The 17,564-nt window shown below is 48.2% G+C and carries 24 protein-coding genes; 10 read left to right on the top strand and 14 right to left on the bottom strand.

What is annotated here, in order from left to right; genetic code table 11:
• Positions 1-211 precede the first annotated feature (211 nt).
• The 4 genes from ACO0LL_RS25625 to ACO0LL_RS25640 all read left to right on the top strand — a co-directional run bounded on the left by ACO0LL_RS25625 (position 212) and on the right by ACO0LL_RS25640 (position 3,025).
• Positions 212-742 carry an REP-associated tyrosine transposase gene (locus tag ACO0LL_RS25625; RefSeq protein WP_422953645.1) on the top strand — a complete coding sequence of 177 codons (531 nt, stop codon included), beginning with the start codon at positions 212-214 and terminating at the stop codon, positions 740-742.
• 159 nt (positions 743-901) lie between these two features.
• Positions 902-1,267, top strand: coding sequence for a hypothetical protein (locus ACO0LL_RS25630; RefSeq protein ID WP_422953646.1), 366 nt, complete (start codon positions 902-904; stop codon positions 1,265-1,267).
• Positions 1,268-1,553: 286 nt separating this feature from the next.
• Entirely contained in the window at positions 1,554-2,678 is a 1,125-nt protein-coding gene (locus ACO0LL_RS25635; RefSeq protein ID WP_422953647.1) for a hypothetical protein, read from the top strand.
• Positions 2,679-2,827: 149 nt separating this feature from the next.
• Entirely contained in the window at positions 2,828-3,025 is a 198-nt protein-coding gene (locus ACO0LL_RS25640) for a hypothetical protein (RefSeq protein WP_422953648.1), read from the top strand.
• Positions 3,026-3,069: 44 nt separating this feature from the next.
• On the opposite strand, the gene ACO0LL_RS25645 is transcribed toward ACO0LL_RS25640, so the two are convergent.
• A complete protein-coding gene (locus ACO0LL_RS25645; RefSeq protein WP_422953649.1) occupies positions 3,070-3,699 on the bottom strand; it encodes a hypothetical protein in 630 nt (209 codons plus the stop codon).
• A gap of 399 nt (positions 3,700-4,098) precedes the next feature.
• Between ACO0LL_RS25645 and ACO0LL_RS25650 the strand changes: the two genes are divergently transcribed.
• The gene (locus ACO0LL_RS25650; protein ID WP_422953650.1) at positions 4,099-4,770 is read left to right on the top strand and encodes a hypothetical protein; all 672 of its coding nucleotides are present in this window, start codon (positions 4,099-4,101) and stop codon (positions 4,768-4,770) included.
• Positions 4,771-4,857: 87 nt separating this feature from the next.
• Here ACO0LL_RS25650 and ACO0LL_RS25655 read toward each other — a convergent pair whose 3' ends face one another.
• Positions 4,858-5,346 (bottom strand): hypothetical protein, encoded by a 489-nt coding sequence (locus tag ACO0LL_RS25655; protein ID WP_422953651.1) that lies wholly within the window; start codon positions 5,344-5,346, stop codon positions 4,858-4,860.
• A gap of 170 nt (positions 5,347-5,516) precedes the next feature.
• Between ACO0LL_RS25655 and ACO0LL_RS25660 the strand changes: the two genes are divergently transcribed.
• Entirely contained in the window at positions 5,517-6,290 is a 774-nt protein-coding gene (locus ACO0LL_RS25660) for a hypothetical protein (protein ID WP_422953652.1), read from the top strand.
• 300 nt (positions 6,291-6,590) lie between these two features.
• On the opposite strand, the gene ACO0LL_RS25665 is transcribed toward ACO0LL_RS25660, so the two are convergent.
• The 3 genes from ACO0LL_RS25665 to ACO0LL_RS25675 all read right to left on the bottom strand — a co-directional run bounded on the left by ACO0LL_RS25665 (position 6,591) and on the right by ACO0LL_RS25675 (position 8,769).
• Positions 6,591-7,631 (bottom strand): hypothetical protein, encoded by a 1,041-nt coding sequence (locus ACO0LL_RS25665; protein WP_422953653.1) that lies wholly within the window; start codon positions 7,629-7,631, stop codon positions 6,591-6,593.
• A 38-nt stretch (positions 7,632-7,669) separates the two neighbouring features.
• Complete coding sequence (locus ACO0LL_RS25670) at positions 7,670-8,134, bottom strand: hypothetical protein (protein ID WP_422953654.1); 465 nt, start codon at positions 8,132-8,134, stop codon at positions 7,670-7,672.
• Between the two features lie 95 nt (positions 8,135-8,229).
• Positions 8,230-8,769, bottom strand: a complete 540-nt coding sequence (locus tag ACO0LL_RS25675) for a MolR family transcriptional regulator (protein ID WP_422953655.1) — start codon at positions 8,767-8,769, stop codon at positions 8,230-8,232.
• Positions 8,770-9,063: 294 nt separating this feature from the next.
• Here ACO0LL_RS25675 and ACO0LL_RS25680 point away from each other — a divergent pair, with 294 nt between their 5' ends.
• Positions 9,064-9,603: a DUF4399 domain-containing protein gene (locus ACO0LL_RS25680; RefSeq protein ID WP_422953656.1), complete on the top strand. Its 540-nt coding sequence runs from the start codon at positions 9,064-9,066 to the stop codon at positions 9,601-9,603.
• Positions 9,604-9,705: 102 nt separating this feature from the next.
• On the opposite strand, the gene ACO0LL_RS25685 is transcribed toward ACO0LL_RS25680, so the two are convergent.
• The 3 genes from ACO0LL_RS25685 to ACO0LL_RS25695 all read right to left on the bottom strand — a co-directional run bounded on the left by ACO0LL_RS25685 (position 9,706) and on the right by ACO0LL_RS25695 (position 11,097).
• Positions 9,706-10,032, bottom strand: coding sequence for a phage tail protein (locus tag ACO0LL_RS25685; RefSeq protein ID WP_422953657.1), 327 nt, complete (start codon positions 10,030-10,032; stop codon positions 9,706-9,708).
• 266 nt (positions 10,033-10,298) lie between these two features.
• Positions 10,299-10,634 carry a hypothetical protein gene (locus ACO0LL_RS25690; protein ID WP_422953658.1) on the bottom strand — a complete coding sequence of 112 codons (336 nt, stop codon included), beginning with the start codon at positions 10,632-10,634 and terminating at the stop codon, positions 10,299-10,301.
• A 127-nt stretch (positions 10,635-10,761) separates the two neighbouring features.
• Positions 10,762-11,097, bottom strand: a complete 336-nt coding sequence (locus ACO0LL_RS25695) for a hypothetical protein (protein WP_422953659.1) — start codon at positions 11,095-11,097, stop codon at positions 10,762-10,764.
• Between the two features lie 649 nt (positions 11,098-11,746).
• Between ACO0LL_RS25695 and ACO0LL_RS25700 the strand changes: the two genes are divergently transcribed.
• The 3 genes from ACO0LL_RS25700 to ACO0LL_RS25710 all read left to right on the top strand — a co-directional run bounded on the left by ACO0LL_RS25700 (position 11,747) and on the right by ACO0LL_RS25710 (position 13,881).
• Positions 11,747-12,460, top strand: a complete 714-nt coding sequence (locus tag ACO0LL_RS25700) for a GNAT family N-acetyltransferase (RefSeq protein WP_422953660.1) — start codon at positions 11,747-11,749, stop codon at positions 12,458-12,460.
• Positions 12,461-12,706: 246 nt separating this feature from the next.
• Positions 12,707-13,219 (top strand): hypothetical protein, encoded by a 513-nt coding sequence (locus ACO0LL_RS25705; RefSeq protein ID WP_422953661.1) that lies wholly within the window; start codon positions 12,707-12,709, stop codon positions 13,217-13,219.
• A gap of 11 nt (positions 13,220-13,230) precedes the next feature.
• Entirely contained in the window at positions 13,231-13,881 is a 651-nt protein-coding gene (locus ACO0LL_RS25710) for a DUF6624 domain-containing protein (RefSeq protein WP_422953662.1), read from the top strand.
• A 55-nt stretch (positions 13,882-13,936) separates the two neighbouring features.
• Here ACO0LL_RS25710 and ACO0LL_RS25715 read toward each other — a convergent pair whose 3' ends face one another.
• The 6 genes from ACO0LL_RS25715 to ACO0LL_RS25740 all read right to left on the bottom strand — a co-directional run bounded on the left by ACO0LL_RS25715 (position 13,937) and on the right by ACO0LL_RS25740 (position 17,402).
• Complete coding sequence (locus ACO0LL_RS25715) at positions 13,937-14,233, bottom strand: hypothetical protein (protein WP_422953663.1); 297 nt, start codon at positions 14,231-14,233, stop codon at positions 13,937-13,939.
• Positions 14,234-14,349: 116 nt separating this feature from the next.
• Positions 14,350-14,754 (bottom strand): hypothetical protein, encoded by a 405-nt coding sequence (locus ACO0LL_RS25720; RefSeq protein ID WP_422953664.1) that lies wholly within the window; start codon positions 14,752-14,754, stop codon positions 14,350-14,352.
• A 76-nt stretch (positions 14,755-14,830) separates the two neighbouring features.
• Complete coding sequence (locus ACO0LL_RS25725) at positions 14,831-15,457, bottom strand: hypothetical protein (protein WP_422953665.1); 627 nt, start codon at positions 15,455-15,457, stop codon at positions 14,831-14,833.
• Between the two features lie 884 nt (positions 15,458-16,341).
• Positions 16,342-16,485 (bottom strand): hypothetical protein, encoded by a 144-nt coding sequence (locus ACO0LL_RS25730; protein WP_422953666.1) that lies wholly within the window; start codon positions 16,483-16,485, stop codon positions 16,342-16,344.
• Between the two features lie 26 nt (positions 16,486-16,511).
• Complete coding sequence (locus ACO0LL_RS25735) at positions 16,512-16,943, bottom strand: hypothetical protein (RefSeq protein ID WP_422953667.1); 432 nt, start codon at positions 16,941-16,943, stop codon at positions 16,512-16,514.
• A 27-nt stretch (positions 16,944-16,970) separates the two neighbouring features.
• A complete protein-coding gene (locus ACO0LL_RS25740) occupies positions 16,971-17,402 on the bottom strand; it encodes a hypothetical protein (protein WP_422953668.1) in 432 nt (143 codons plus the stop codon).
• Positions 17,403-17,564 lie beyond the last annotated feature (162 nt).

Genomic DNA, 17,564 nt, shown 5'->3' on the forward strand with positions numbered 1-17,564 from the left:
TGAGTGACTGGTGCAGAAATCTACGTCGCAGGTTTCAAACCTAAGGTACGATCCGGCATCCAGTCACTCGATCTTGATATGCCTACCAAGAACTTGTTGGTAGCTATATTAACGAATAACTACCGAAAGCGTCATAATACAAGGTACGATTAGCGCAGCGTAATCGTACGCATGACCCCCGCAAAATCACCTGAGCCCACAAAAAAATACCATGCCCAATTACCGTCGCGCATTCGTCCCGGGAGCCACATGGTTTTTCACTGTCAATCTGCTGCAAAGGCACGGCAATGATCTGCTGGTACGCGAAATTGAACTCTTGCGGAAGGTGATCAAAGATGTGCGCAGTAAATACCCCTTTCATATCGATGCCTGGGTAGTTTTGCCAGAACACATGCATTGCATCTTCACCCTGCCCGAAGGTGACAGCAATTTCAGCCTGCGCTGGCGGCTCATCAAGAGTGGTTTCTCACGCGCCCTGCCCAAAACAGAATCCCTCTCCGCTGCACGGCTGGCAGCAGGTGAGAGCGGTATCTGGCAGCGCCACTATTGGGAACATCTGATACGCGACGAGCTGGATTTTCAAAGACATGTCGATTACGTGCATGTCAATCCATTCAAACACGGCCTGGTCCAGCGCGTTTGCGACTGGCCCTATTCCACTTTTCATCACTATGTGCATGCAGGCGTGTATCCTGTAAATTGGTGTGGCGACGTGGTGGCGGAGATTGGTGGTGGCGACTGATATGCGTGTGCCATGTGCGATACTTGAAATAGCTATAGACCTCAAGCAAATCCCATGATCGCTGTCTGTCCTTCTTTGCGCGAGTGTTTTTGTATACTTGATTCATTAATCAGCATGGGAAGTTATTGCTGACCATGCTACACGAGCTGACAGATCAAAATGACATCCAATGATAAAAACCGCCAATCAGACTGGAACAGTTTCGACGCCCTTTTTGAATTACCTGAGCATGAGCGTGTAAAGGCATGGAGCCAGGAGAACCTGGCATTTCTTCAAAATTTTGTGGTTAGAGAAATGAATCACTATAACTTGCCTGACATCGACAATGCACAAGATTTTTCTGAAATCATCAAAGTCTTGCGACTTAATTATCGACAATGGAATCAGCGGCTGATGAAATTGATGTGGATAAATGATGAGCTCCGTAGTACAGAAGCACAAAACGACCTGGCTGAATTCATCAACTCATGTCCGTGGAATATGCTGATTGACGTTGCGCGTGATGTGCCAGGCCAGCTAAACTGAGCAGATTGCAAGCTCAAAAACTGCATCGTAGCTACGATCAGCGCAGCGTAATCGTACGCATGCTGAGCCCGAAAATAACGATAACCCCAAAAATATCCAGACATCATTTCCTGTCCATTTCAACGCGGGTGTGGCCTATACTTTATACTTACCAGACTGCCGTATAGCCCGCCGTATTGCGACTATGCTTTTCAAGAAAAATGATGGTGATGAATGACATGCGTACGATTACGCTACGCTAATCGTACCTACGGACACTCAAAAAAAAAAACGAAAGAAATAATCGATGTACGCATTCAAATTCACCGCCAAAGACAGTCAAGACCGCATTGTCACAGATCGGGTAGAAGCCAGCTCCATTGAAGCTGCCTACGACAAGCTGGAGAAGCAGGCTTACCGTGATATCCGGGTTATAGACAGCCAAAAAACTGCTGTTAATCTTGACAACGTCAACTCCAGGTTGCGACTGAGAACAAGTGCCTACCATGAGCTGCAGTTACAAAAAAAATCCAGTCTGGTTGTCACACTCGCCATGCTATATGCGAACAATGCGGGCATCTGGGGTCCTATATTGGTGTGGTGGGTGATCGCCACTGCGATACTTGGCGGCCAGAGTGTAGGGGCACTAATACCCGCGCTGCTGTTTGTCATCCACCTGCTCTGGTTTATCTGGGCGATTACTCCAACGGTTTTATATCATCGTGCACTGGATGCCCGCACAATGTTGCGCTGGAAAGAGGTCGAGCGTACGATGCATTTTATGGCGCGCTGGAAGTCTTGGTTCAAGACACCTATCTCCAATCATGAAATCATTTTTCGCCTAGCATCGGCAGAAGCCGGCCAAGGCCGACTTGATGCGGCCCTGGCCCGTCTTGAGCCACTAAAAGGCGACCACACTCTGGAACCTGGCTTATATGAGCGAAAGCTCGCTTCGGTCTATTTTGTGACAGGTCAATTTCAACAAGTGGCAATAGCTCAGCAAGCTGCCTACAAGCTCAAACCTAACTTGGCCAATACGGTTGATCTCGCCACGACGCTAGTGCGCAGGCTGGACAATACCGAAGGCGCAGCCTTACTGATGGAAGAGATTGAAGGCGCCAAACAGTCGGATTTGCAGCGCGTCTTCGTGCTGTATTGCCAGGGCTTGATCCGTCTCAAGAATAACGAAGCCAAAGAAGCGCTGGATTTACTCACACTCTCACTGGAGCTGAGCAAAGACTTTGGTTCACCGACCATGAAGTCTATTGTGGTTGAAATCCAGGTACATCTCGCCCTGGCCTTGTGCGCCTGCCAGCGTCACCAAGATGCCGCCCCGCTTTTCTCGGCGGCACGCCCGTTTATAGAAATATGGAAGGATACAGACTTGCTGCGGCTATGTGATCAGGCGCAAGCTGGTGGGGGAATGAAGTAAAAGATTGTGCAACCCACATGCTGACATGCGCACGATGACGCTGCGCTAATCGTATCTACGCGCCACTTAATTGGCGCAATGGCGAAGCACCACAATGTGCCGATCAACACCAGCATGACAAAAAGGGCATATAAGAGATGAAATTGAATATGAAAAGCCGGCTTTCAGTGGCCTTGTATTGTGCCGCCTTGCCCTGGATAGTCGCCTTCGGGAACTATTTGGACGACAGGCCTGTAAAGCCCTTATTTAATACCTGTTTTAGCCTGGTCTTGTTTGTTGCCCTGTATTGGGTAGGGCCATATCTTGAAGAATTAAGAGACGAAAAAAAACAAAATGATGAAAAGTAAACAGGCATAAGACGATACGGCGCTCGTCGTCGCTGCATCTTTCTTTAATCGTAAATGCCGTGTATAGACAAGGGCAAGTCTTCTGCAATGATTTCACCATTTTTCTGTTGTTCAGGGAAGCGGAACGCGACAGCATTTCCAGGGATATTTTCTAATGGCTTCATCAGGCTAATTGCCAGCATTTCGCCTGATTCATTTTTATAAAAAAGTCGTGGTTTGGCAATACGTTCAGGGTAATGGAATTTGACAGCGATGCATTTTTTGCCTGCGGTTTTGAGTCGAATACTCAACCGCGCATCGCGCAGGTAGTTTAGCAACTGATCACATGCCTGGTGCAGGTCAGCTAGTGGATAAACGCCGTTGGGATTTAGCTTGATCGATCCTGTATATTGAAAATCAAAAGTGCCAGCTTGACGATTCAACCTGAATTCGGCGTCTTCTTCATAAGCCTGCTTTATATCGGGGATGGAGGTCGTCAAACCTTCATCCAAAGGCAATTCCATCCGTGTGGTTTTACCGATCAATTCAAGGCGCAGGTCTTTTAACGATGCCTGGCGATCTTTGGGTTTGAGATCAAAAGTCAAGCGGACAAAATTTTTATCTTTCTTGTAGTCGTCGTGCCATCTCAGCGCCTTGTAGGCGTCCCGGTAGGACATCCATTGCGGGTCACGCATTGTGGCAATCGTGACTTGCTGGACAGGCGTATCCACTTCCTGTGCAGAGAGGTTCGCGATGCTCATTGTTGTGCACAAGATCAGCATACAACTTTGACTTATGTTCATGAAAAGCCTGGTTCAGTAGATTATCGATGGCATTGTAGCAAAGTCTGCTTGCCAGCCCGCGTAACCTGCGTAGATACTGTTCGATTTAAAACGAGGGGTAAGTGACTGGTGCAGAAATCTACGTCGCAGGTTTCAAACCTAAGGTACGATCCGGCATCCAGTCACTCGATATTGGTATGCCTACCAAGAACTTGTTGGTAGCTATATTAACGAATAACTACCGAAAGCGTCATAATACAAGGTACGATTTGCGCGGCTCCATATCCATCGTAAATTCGCAAAAAATATCCCATGAAGATCATACCTCGTTTGCACATCACCGCTGGCATCAGCCTGGCACTAGGCATGCTGATCTGCGCCGCTGCAGCAGCGGCAGCTGCCCCTGCGCCAGCATCCTGCAAAGGAATATTTTCAGGGAAAGCCAGCCAGCTCGAGGCCAGCAATATGCAGGCAGGCTGGCAACTGGCGTCACCCGACGGCAATCTGACTATCAGGGCACAAGCAGGTGAGCTGGTCTTGCAAAATCACGACGGGAAAACCGCTAAACTGGGTGTGATGGCCCAACCTGATCTGACCGAAGTGTTGTGGAGTGCAGACTCCAGGTATCTTGCCATCAACACCAGCGATGGTGGAGCAGTTGGCACCTGGGAGGCGAAGCTGTTTGCAGTCGATGCGCAGGGTCAGCCTGCCGCCATTGACTTATCGGATATCACCCAAAAAATCTCAAAAAAAACCCTGCGCTGCAAACCACAGGAAGTAGCCAATTTCGCCGCACTGGCCTGGGTGAAACAAGATTTACTTCTCCTTGCCGAAGTACCACCGCATTCGTCCTGTGCCAATATGGGGCAGATTCTTGGTTTCCGGGTCGCGTTGACATCGAAAAAACTGATGAAAGTTTTTTCTGAAAAATCTTTGCGCGCCAACAGGCAAGAGTTATTGGGATGCCGGTTTTCCAAGCAGTAAGCCCGTACCTACTTGTTACTTGCTGCATCCAATGTCGGTGAACGTGGGCGGTGATTTCATTTCCTTGCAAGAGATATTTCCGCACGCTTATTTCCACACATTGATTTCCCGCGCTGACTGATCTCTGTAGTCATAGATATCAACTATCTTTGTCAGCTCACCAGACCAGCCGCCGAATTGGCCTTGATGGTTCTTATTAAATCTGGCGATGATGGTCGCAGTTTTTTTATTGAATTTTTCAAGCGCTGCCAGCTTCTTGAAGATTCTCTCCTGATCAGCATCACTGGCCGTGGGGCCAGAATCGATATTGATCCAGACGCAGTCCTTGCTGGACACTTCGACCGGGTAAGGGCAGATGGACATGTTTTCCGGGCCGACGAAAATATAGCCTGTGACGTTCACCAGCTTGCCGTGATAGCGCTCTGGCGTCGCAATCAGATTGATCAGGGACAGATCCAGCGCCTGCTCAGGCGCCTTAAGTTTCGTTTTAGCCGCAGCAGCAGTTGCAAACAAGGTGATCGTCGCCAGCAGGCATGCAGACAACAGATGGCGCGACAGGAGATAAGGAATTTTCATGCGATGTACTCCGTTTTACTCAAATGAGGGATAAAATCAGCACATGATAACAGGGCTTTAACTTGGCACGATCTGGAGGATTTTTTGTTACGTCTGATCTGCACTCTCAAAAAAACCATCAGAAATAATCGATTAAAAATAAGCGATCAAAACATAAAAAGGGGAGCAGGATGAAACGGGTACTGTTGTTATTGATCTGCACCCTGCTGCCGCTTGCAAGCTGGGCAGACACGGTTTTGTACGAGCAGAGCCTGCCAGAAAATATCATCCAGCTGATCCGCGCGGCTTTTCCTGAGACGCAGCAGTGGCGAGATGCCAGGCCAATTTTTGAGCGGTACCGGGGTGAAGGCAAGGTGGCGGGCAATTATACCCATGCCCTGATTGTCAGCTTCAGGGATGATCAACTGCTGCGTCATTCTGCCCTGGTGGTATTGCAAAACACAGACAAGCGTGCGAAAGACACTGACCTTAACCGGAATAGCGATGTCAGCCTGTTGGGCAGGTCAAAGCTATGGCCAGACCTGTTCGGCGCAAGACGGGGCATCAACAGTTCCAGCACGTATGCGAGGATAGACAATGGCAGTGTGTTTATCGACGCCATCGATTTTCAGGATTGCTGCGAGCAAATTACCTATTCTTATCAGTTCAGAAAAAAGGGAGAAAAGCTGATGCTCGCCGGCATGAAGGCAAAGCAGATCAGGACAGATGACAAGATAGAGCGCATCCTGCAAGAGCTGGCCGGATGCAGTATCAACTATCTCGACAACAGCCAGGTGCGCTGGTCATACAATGGCAAGCGCCGTGTAGAAGAAAAGTCTGCCGCTTTTGCCCACGCTTTTGCCCAACTACCCGCCCCTCTGCCCTTGCATGAATTCACACTTGCCAGCAAGCCGGATGCGTGGCCAAAAGAAAGCGCGGCGCAGACTTGTCAGGGCGGGGAGTAAGCGCGATTGCACTACCATTGCACACACACGACAGGCACAACAGCCATACTCTCGTAGGTACGATTAGCCCAGCGTAATCGTACACATGATGTGCGCCAAAATAATCACAGCCCCAAGAAAATCTGAGCATCTCAAAACATCTGCTTCAACAACATTGCAGTCTTTGCTGAAAACACTATATTGAAGTCACGGTGACCTGCGATCTCCATAGACATTGACGACCGGCATGCGTACGATTACGCTGCGCTAATCGTACCTACGTGCTTCAGGAACAAGCCTGTTGTACATACAGCCTCGCTATCAGTTGAATAACCAGCCCAAAAAACCAAATGACATTTGCATCTTCGGTTGATAACTGGATTTCAGTAGTTCTTCCTTACCGGTATCAACATCCAGTACGTTAGCGACAACATAGAGCTTGGTTTTATCTTTTTCATGCCCTTCAGTTACTCGCTTCACATCGAGCACCACCCTATCGCCAGATGTACCCAAAAAAAATAATGAATCAGGGTGAGTGATGCGCTTAAACTGACCGGTATCCAGATCTAAAACACCTCTGGTATCACGACAGCTTTCGACTAACAAAGTAGGCCTTATTGTATTTTTCCCTGGTACGACATCGTATACATGCCGTTTATCCTGGCAACTTTCGTTTGCGGCTTGTATGTACGCCGTGTAATCAACTCGCTCAAAATTCTGACACCCTCTGGATACATACAAAACGCCTGGCTCCTGACTGATACCAACCAAATACAAGGTTTGGCTCTTGAGGAAATAAGCAACGCTTCTGTAATTACTATTATCCAGCACTACTTTGTCCGGCAAAGACACTGCACAATCAGCCTGGTTTTCTACAGGTGTAATTATCTGCCGCCCTTTAAGCCAGACTTCTTCACTTCTATATCCCACCTGTCTCAAAGGGCGCATTCCAGGATGTGCTGCAACACAATCGTCTGGAGCCTTTGAGCCTACATCGACGCTATTGCATCCAACAGGATGAATAGTGTCTTTGGAAATCCACAAATCCAAACGGGAAGTAAAATTTTGAGTCTGCGCAAAAGGCATAGTCACCGCTGTGGGTATCACATCCCTCTTTTTTTGTGTGGTTGAGAACTGTATGCTCGCGTCATGACCCAGGACGTCTGTTAGCATTGGATGATTATCAAATCCGTTAACATGCCCCCCATAATCTCGTAAATAGTCCCAGAATACGATCACTTCATTTTCACGATTTACTGGTACACTTACTTGAGCCCACCAATAAACATGGCCTAATTGGTGTTTTGCAAAAAACACGGCGCAGATGATTGACAGCGAGATGATGACAATAGCTTTTTTCATTGTAGATGCGTTTCAAATCAAGATTGACATTATTCCTGCTATTCCCATACCCCTTTTTTCCAGTGCTTGCACTTGATTTTGGCATTGCCGTACAGCGCCAGCATTTGCTTTTCTATGTCCAGATTCTGTGCCAGCTTGCGGTTCATGCAAAGGCGATCCGTACCTAGCCACCAGTCAATGATTTTTAAATCACCCTCCTGATTTTGCCGGGCAAGAAGGTATATGTTACTAACGCTTGGTTCGCCATGCATCCTGGTGACGACAGTAGCCGGATCTTTTTTAAGATGGCCTATCAATACCTCTTCAACACCAATGAACAATATCACGTCAGTATAGAAATCGATGACGTTTGGCCTGGGTATATTCGGCCTGCCCCACTTAATATCATTCATGCGCGCTTCCATCAGAATGATATTGGGGTGTTCAAGGCCAGCCAGGCTATTACAGCCGCTTAATACTGCCATCGTGGCGATGAGGCAAAGAATCCTGTTGAAAATTTTCATGGTCTGTGATTTTCCGGCGGCTGATATACATGAATTTGTCAGATGCAACTGGCATGCATCTCTGCCGTTGCCTACGCCGCTTCCCGATTTAAACCTCAAAGCTGTTTCAACACGCTTTGCATTTGCGTCAACCGTGACAGTTCCTGATCTGCATATTGCCATTGCGGGTAATGGATGCGGGCACGCTGATTGAGCCATAACTGGCAACGCAGTGCTGCCAGTGCTTCGTCGAGAATGTCTGCATCTACCTGCCCGGCAATTTTTAACTGCCCGAATGCAGTGGCAACTCGCGCACGGCATTCTGAGTGAAGGTAAGTCTCATGCATCTTGTCTTCATCCAGCCATTCAGTGATGACCTGTGCGTCTGCGCGTATCAGCTTGTCAGGCAGGCCAAAATCCCAGTCGTCCAGCAACTCTTCTAAAAACGCGGATACGACTGGTTTCTTTTTACCATGATCGCGATACCATTCCTCAAGCCCAGCAAGGGTATCGTAGCCGTCGTCACTGCCAAAAGGGCTGAAGTCATCCGTGCAGTCGTAATAAAAATCTTCTGGGGCTAGCTCCACAAATCTTGGATGGCTCGTTTCGCGGGCGGGGCCTTCTTCTTCATCGTCAAAGTAATAAATTGTTTTCATCTCTTTGTCTTCGTTTATTTTCGGTTTTTTGTCAGCATTTTTTTGTCAGCATTCTTTGTCACCATTTTTTGTGCGGCAACAATGCTAAGGCAATCGCTGCAGTCGCTGCACATGGCCTGGCTTGCAAGACTTGCATGCAACGCCGCCATCGTCCTGGCTGGCTCACTGGCTCTCAATCGCTTACTTCCAGGCCTGCGCTTACATTGACAACAACAGCATAAAAAACATTAGCATATCTTTGGTCATTTCTATAATAAAATGTGCCTTACCACCCATCCTGAGAGAGACACGCAGATGAAACTTCAGCTCAAAAAGAACTATGCGCCTTATGCGATTGCCTTGTTAGCCCTGCCCTGCCTGACATTTTCTGCGGATAAGGCCAAACCTGCGCCTGTCATCAATACGCCGGACAACACGGTTTGCAGCAGCAATGCGGTGGAACGTACCTTGCCATTCCCGGTCGGTGACAAAGCATTATATTTCCTGAACCTGCGCGATGGTGACAAGGTGCGCTCGCCTTTCAGGGTGGCATTCTCTGTTTCTGGCATGGGTGTCGCACCTGTGCAGGCGGGCAATATTGACGGTACCGGCCATCATCACATCTTGATTGACCTGGATTTGCCGCAGGACATCAAGAAACCTATCCCGTTTGACAGTGCAGAAGAATTCCAGCACCAGCATTACAAGCATTTTGGCAAGGGCGAAACCGAGACTGTGCTGAACCTGCCACCGGGCAAACACAAACTGCGCCTGATGTTTGCCAATCACCAGCATGTGCCTTATTACATCGCCAGCAAAGAAGTCAATATCGAGGTGCTGGCGAGCAAGGGTTAAGCAGAGAGGATAGATACGGGCGGGGCTTGCCTGCGATGATGCTGCCGACTAAGGGGCACTAAAGGGCACTAAGGGGCACTAAGGGGCAAGTGCAGCACTACCTTAGCTAAACTTGATGATGTAAGCCGCATCTCGTATATCATTGACTTTCGACGGTCCGGTACCTGTGCCGGACGCGGGCTCAGGGCGATAGTCAGGGATACGAAATTGATCATTCTGACCACCGTAGCGGTAGCCAAGTGTCGCGAACAATGCAGGATACTGGCTTACCGTGAGCATACGGCCATCGCAGAGCATCCAGCCCCATGCTTCCATCGGCGAAACATATTGCTGGGCACCTTCAGGTGAACTGATCTCACCAGCAAAGGCAAGCACTGATCCCACCGGAATATCGTTGGACGGTATCCGCATAGGGAATGGATTATTCATGCCATGTGCTTCCATCGTGCATCCTTTATCTGTTGAGTTTGAGTCGGCAAATCTGGCACCCGGCCAGGTGCCCCATCCACAATTGGTCCATCGTATCAGGGGACATGCTCGCTGAGCTTTATTATTGAATAATAAACTAATTTTTTGCCCAGGGTAATTCGGCGTAGCAAAAAAAACGACGCGCTATCCAATATGAATAGCACGTCGATTTTTTTAATTGCATCCCGCGTGGCTATGACAGCCCACCCGGATGCAGTCTTAGCGGCTTACTTCGATGCTGCCGGGGTGGATGCTGCTGGTGCAGCTGCCTTGGCATCGTCCGCTTTCTTGTCCGTATGTTCTTTCTTGGCATGCTTCACATGCTTTGTTTTTTTCTCTGCCGCAGGTTTGACTTCTGCTTTGGTTTCTGCTGCTGGCGTTGCTGTTGCCGCTGTTGCTGGCGTTGAAGCCATGGCCGATGCAGATGCAACTTTTACAGCTGGTGCCGGTGTGCTGGCAACAGCAGAGGCAGAGGCTGCCTTGGCTGGTGCAGCAGGCGTTTGTGCAAATGCGCTACCCATCAAAACAGTAGAAGCGATCAGGGCGGTAATGAGCTTGTTCATGGTGATAATCCTTAATATGTCTGTGAGCGATTTGTTTGTTTTTACTTGATTCACCGGCAGCGTCTGGCTGCCGGCATGCAATCTGAAGCTATACTTATTTGATGCTTATTTGATGCTTATTTAAGACTTATTTCGATGCTGCGCTGGCTGCGGCAGAGGCGCCTGCTGCTTTCACTTCTTTTTTACCATGCTTGACATGTTTTTCATGTTTGGCTGGCTTGGCTTCTGGTGTAGAAGCTGCTGGTTTGCTTTCTGCTGCTGGCGTTGCTGCGCTGGCAGATGTTGAAGCTGAAGCGGCGACCACTTTAGCGGCTGGGGCAGATTTCGCTACGCTCGCTGCTGCGGCTGTTGCTGGCTTGGAGGCAGCAGTAGTAGATGCAGAAGCTGCAGAAGCTGGAGTTTGTGCAAAGGCGCTACCCATAACAACTGTGGAAGCGATGATGGCGGTGATCAGTTTGTTCATGATATTTCCCTCTTTATGTTTTGGGTTGCTTGTTAAGTTTGGTACTTCGTTTTGCTTGTTTTTTCGTTTCGTAGTGTCGCTACGTAAGCCAAAAACGCCGCCCGGCTACATTGCGTTGACGCAAAAAACCACAGAACACAGGGCTTAGTGTTGTTGTTCTAAACGGCATGCCACTTGTCAACCGAAAGCCAGGCCCATGCGTTACGCGCGTAGGAATACAAAAAACGACGCCTGCTTGCTGCATAGCGTCGTTTTTTTGTAGGGTGCGTCTTGACGCACCATATGGTCAATGATCAGGGAAAGCGTAGAAAGACGGTGCTTCAAGACGCACCCTACTGGTTTGCTATCAACTGTAGGAGTGGCGCTAATCCTGATATGTGCATTCGACGCCCAGCAGGGTGCGCCATGCGCACCGGGTTTTGAATTGGGTACTTGCAAAATATTGCGCATAAAGCGGTGCGCATGGCGCACCCTACGTTACGGCTACGTCAAGCCTGAAGTGTACAATTTTCATGGCCGGGTTTCACAAGATTTGTGCGTTCATTTTTTGATGGTCTGATGAATTTTTCAGCGCCGCCCACAAGCCAGAAAACAAACATGAGCAATACGAGCTGGGTATAATAAACAACCCACACTCAGGGACGAATCAATGAGCACACACCTCAATGCACAACACCAGGGCCATCAGTATCTGAGTTATCCAGAGGATGTCCATGCAGCCTCGCTACAGGCAAACCCTGAGCTGGTCGGGCGCTGGCTCAAGGGCTGGGCGCTGGCGCGAGACACTGCCCCGCCTGTCGCTGCGCATGGTGGCTGGCGTGTTGATGTAGGCTGGCCTGAGCAAAAGGCACGTTATGTTTTTCCTGGCTTGTTGCCAGACATTGCAGAGCTGGCCCGCAGCATCAGCGAACCCTGGATTTTCTTGAAAACCTGCACGTCCGCTGCCGCACTACAGTCCATGCTGCCTGCGCACTGGATCATACAGCGCCCCGGTTACATGATGACGCTGGCGGCCAGCATGCCAGAAGCGCCGGAATTACCAGCGGGGTATAAACTCGATATCGCGCTGGCACAGTCCATCTCAGTGGTGCGGGTGCTGACGACAGAGGACGAAGTAGCCGCCTCCGGGCGCATCGTGCTGGTCGATGGGCTTGCCATCTATGACAGCATAGAAACGCAGCCGGCACACCAACGGCGCGGCCTGGGGCGTGTGCTTATGAAGCGACTGGAAACCATCGCGGCAGAGCACGGCATCCACGGCGGCGCACTGGTGGCAACTCCCCAGGGCCGGGCACTGTATGCCAGCCTGGGCTGGGAATTGCATTCACTGTACAGCACCGCCGTCATCCAGGTACCAGCCTGAAGCCATCGCAGGTGATGGGGCAAACGGCCCTGTGCAAATATAAATGTGCGACGTGCGCACCGGGTTTTGAAGTGAATGCTTTGAATTGGATGATTGCAGAATTTTGCGTGTGAAGCGGTGCGCATGGCCACCCTACTGGCGGCATGGCATCATTTTTGGCAAATCGTATTTTTTTAAAATGCCGTGACCTAGGGCGCATTGAAATACACCCTATCCCGCCAAACCTGTTTTAGGTAACATAGGCGCATGAAAAATCTCATCAGATTCTGCTCAACATACCTGCCCGTCAGCCTGATACTGGCCTGCCTGAGTGCTTGCACCAGCATTCCACCTACTCCTGTGGTGTTATTCAAGGCGGCGATTTATGACATCCGCCCAGGGCCGCCTTATCCCCGATCGACCAAACCCAACGTGGTGGACATGACCAGTTTTTTCTGGGTCGATTTCATGCTGCAAGAAAACCTCGTCGGCCATGTCAGCAATACTCGCGGCCCGGCTTTGCTGACGGCATGGCACATGCCTATGGAGCGTCACTGGGAAAAGAATGATTTTTACTTACTCGCGCGCCAGGATCAGGAAGGTAAATTACAAACTATGTGGTGGAATTTCGCCCGCAACGGTTTTTGCGTGAATCTAGAAACTGCACAAGAGTTGAACATACAAAATGACATGCTGGCCCTGTATCAAAGCGGCAAATTGAAATGTTCTGTTCTGAATGAACTGGGTTATGACCTGCCTACGATAAAGAAAAAAGACTAAGCTGCAGCAACATGAGTAAAGCATTGTCCAACAACTGGAGTAAGAATGCCATGCATGGATTTACACTACTGAAGCGACCTGGCACGCGACAGAGCTTGCGCAGACTGGCTGGTCTGGCGCTGCTGGTATGTGCACTGCCTTCACTGGCCTTAGCGCTTGAAGATGTCAGCGCTTACAGCGAAGAACTTATTGCAATGTTCAAAAAAGACCAGGACGCCAGGAAGAATTTTGACAGGGATGACCCCAGGAGCATAGACAATCTGATAGAGACGGATAAAAACAACCTGGCCAGGTTCAAGGAAATCATCAAGGCCATAGGCTGGCCCTCGGTGGACAAAGTAGGGGCAAAGGCAAGCGAGGGGGCTTTTTTCATTGCCCAGCATGCAGTCACTGACTGGCCACTCATGGAATTTGCGCTGATACATGTTGAGGCCGATTACCGTGCCGGCAAGAGCACGGGCAACAACTACGCGCTGATGTATGACCGCATCAACATGCTGCATGGGAAGCCGCAAAAATATGGCACCCAGATCGTCAACAATAGCGATGGCTGTGGCGTCTATCAACTGGAAGATGCCGGGAAAGTCGATATCTATCGGCAGGACGTAGGCTTGACACCAGACCTCAAGACCTACGAAGCAAAAATGTGCGGCAGACGCTGACCGTAGCCGGTTGCATTCAAATTGAAGAGGATGGCCTTGTCACTGCCAGAGGTGTTTAATTTTCATGGCTGCGTTTAGCAAGACTTGTGTGTCCATCTTTTGATAGCCTGATGAATTTGACAGCACGATCCACAAGCCAGAAAACAAGCACGAGCAAACCCAGGACCAGCACTATGATTTCCTTGAGCCATAACAGTATAAAAGCAGTCAGGCGAAAAGGCCGGTCACTTGATGGGGAAAACTCAAAAAAATAATACAAAGACCAAGCCAGGCAGGCCATCGAAACCACAAGTAGTACGAATTGGGTAAATGATTTTTTTGAATTACCGTTGTTATTGTTCAGTATATCCATGGCAAGTGTCTTTCATTCCAGGTTAAGTATGGGTGCATCAAGAGCAACCATAGATGGACTTAAATGGACTTAAATGGACATAAATGAACATATTCCCGGTACAGTTTTAAACCTGATCAGGAAGCATTGGTTTTTCTGAGAACAGCATGTTCATGCATGCCGTAGCGTGACAAATCCTGTGCATTTTCAAATTTGATGTCATATTCAATCTGGCTGCCATTGATTGAAAAAAGCTTTTTGACCGGATAGTTCATTTCAGGCCACTGTGCGATCCAGTATCCTTTATTTCCGTCGATCTTGATTTCTTTGATGAGCGCATCCGATGCAATGATTTTTCCATCGATCATGAACATTTTCATTGAGATGGTCGAATCTTTTTTTACTTCTATGCTCATGCTTTTTGCACCGATATCACTCATCGACAAAGTCTTACCGTTGGCCATCGTGAGTCGGTATTGCTCATAATTATATTTGCCTGTGATTTTATCGAGATCACCGGCGCAAGCCCAGCCCGATGCCATGAACAAAAACAGTGCCCATAAAAATTTCATTTTATTGCCTTTCAAAACAGCGTTGACGAAAATAGCATCCACTAGCTTATCTTTTCATTTTCAAAAACCCGCACTGTATCATGCTGCCATTAAGGGTATCGGTGTCTGGTGATAGCCCGGAGTTGATGTAGGCGTTGTAATCGACAGGGGTATATTTGAAGAATTTTTCAAATTTTTCCGGGGTCAATTGATTAAAGCGGTCTTGCATGCAGCTACAAACTTCGGGCATTTTTGATTCATCCCATGCACCTGGCGGGCTGATCGAGATGACGTCACTCATGACGGCATGACAAAAACCGGATTTCTGTGTCTGCATTTTTGCCAGCACGCATTCCTGCCCCATCAGTTTTCCCAAAGTCCTGCCATCTTCTTCCGACATATTTTTGATTGTATCCGGGGTCAGCTTGGCGCTGGCGCGCGCAACAACGCAAGTGCAATATTCAGACGGATTAACAATGCCGGAGGTCCATTTCAATAATTCCACCATCTGGGATGAAAACTTGCCTGGCGCAAGAAGCGTTTTTTCCAATGTCTGCATCTCATGCTGACAAACGCTCATCAGTTCGCCATTGGGACCAAACAATGCTTCTTTTTCTTTTTTGCTGAACTCCGCGGACCATGCAGGGCCGCTGACAAGGATAATGAATGAGATGAGGATGCTAGTGATGCGCATAAAGTGTGCCTGAGTAAGTGTGCCTGAGTAGTTTTTGCACATTATAGCTGAGCATCTTAGGGGGCGGCTGGCAGTTTTGCATGCTCAGCAGATGGAACATGTCATCTTGATGGAAATGTAGCGATGACAAGCGGTATATCGCAAGGCGCAGCATGTCCCCACTGCGAATTTGAAATCCAGGGAAATACTTGTAGGCACAAAGACGCAAAGCGACAAAACCACAACAATGAGCGCCTTGCGAAGATTGGTTCTGCGCCTTTTGTAGGCATAGACAACACCAAACCCTGATGCTAGGTAAGCCGCCGCCCAGAAACATAGAAAAAAAATCCCACATAAACGAGTTCAAGACCCATTCCCCCATCATATATTCGCCCCTTCCGCATCAATGATGCTGTCAAGAAGAAGACCTGACTTTTTTTGATATTTAATCAATATCCCTTTCTGACTGCATTCATTTTGCCGTTGCAATCAATGTAGCGCAAATACGTGCAACATGTTTTTTATCATGAGGTCGACGATAGCCATGCTTACGATCACACTACACTTTTTTCCTACGTCGCAGACAGGCTCTTTGCTCCCATTATTTTGATCTTCTCATGTACGGCAAGAGCTTGATACAGCGATGTTTGTTGACCGGCGTGCGTCAGGCGCACCAGTTTTTTTGATGTGAATGTCTGCAAAAATATTGGTGAAATATGGTGATCACGGCGTGCGCTACTGACCGCATGACGCAGTTTTTGGCATATCCTATTTGTTGCACATTGCCGTGATGTAGGGCGCAATGTATTGCGCCGCATTTGCGTATTGTTTACGGAAAAGGTGTTTTCCCAGAGAATGCAGTGATCACATACGGCGCATTGCAATGCGCCTTATGCTGGCCACGCTTATATTGATTGGGTAGTCAATGCCGCGCACGGTGTGTCAGCCACCAGGTCATTTGCTCTGACTCGGTATATATATTGACCAACAAGCGGATGATCTATCCATTCAGGTACTTTAACTTGCTGCACTTCATTTTGTTCATTCATTTTCTTTTCCAGAATATTTTCTCTGGTCAGACTATCCACTCAGCTTCAATCACGATGAAGTCTGACGATGTCTCGATGCTTGGAGACCAGTCATCTTCTGGAAAAGCATCAAGATAAATAAGAAAATTGCCGTCTTTACGGATCGACAAATAGCTAATTTTTGCATTAAGCAAGCGATATTCGGGGTGTTTTGTCCTCCATTCATCCGTGGGTGCATCAGGCAAATTGGATGAGCTAATGATTCCGGGCAGCCGTACAATCAACTCTGCAAATGTGTCCATTTGCGCCTGGATGGGCTCGGTTCCCTTTGCATTTAATGAGACGGAGTAATCAATCCCGCGTACAGGTGCTTTTGCAATCCAACTGTTCTGTTCAACGCGGTATTTGTATTGTCCAACAAGAGGATGGCTGATCCATTCCGGTTCTTTGGCTTGTGGCACTTGTTTTTTTTCGTTCATTTATTTCTCCAAAATATTTTTTCCAGATCAGACAGCCCATTCAGCCAGGGTGACTTTGAAATCGGATGAGATATCAAACCCCGGAGCCCAGTCGTCTTCAGGATAAGCATCAAGCCTGACAAAAAAACTGCCGTTCTCGTACAAAATCAAGGAAGATATGTGCGCGTTGAGGAGGCGGTAATCGGGATGCTTGGTTCTCCACTCATCTGTTGGTGCGTCTGGCAAATTAGAAGCAACAATGATTTCTGGCAGCCGTGCTATCAGTTCTGCAAATCTGTCGATTTGAGCTTTGACTGGTTCGGTTCCCATTGCTTTTATTGTGATGGGGTAATCAAGACCATTCACAATCGTATCGGCACTCCAGTCACCTTGTTGCCAGCGTTTATATTCTCCAAATAAAAGATGTTCATGTAGCTCGGGTTCCCAGCGGGAAGGCGGGTATTTACGTTGATCGGACATATTATTTTTCTGATGAGTGAATGTGTAAATAGTCTTTTGATTTATCTTTTGCGTCCATTTAATACAGGTGCAGATACAGTTGCCAGTTTTCAATGCATGAAAATTTTCAATGATATTTCGACTATATCTTAAAATTGAAAATTTTATTGTGACAAACAATAA

The sequence above is a fragment of the Undibacterium sp. TC4M20W genome, from assembly GCF_049340245.1.
GTDB lineage: Bacteria > Pseudomonadota > Gammaproteobacteria > Burkholderiales > Burkholderiaceae_D > Undibacterium.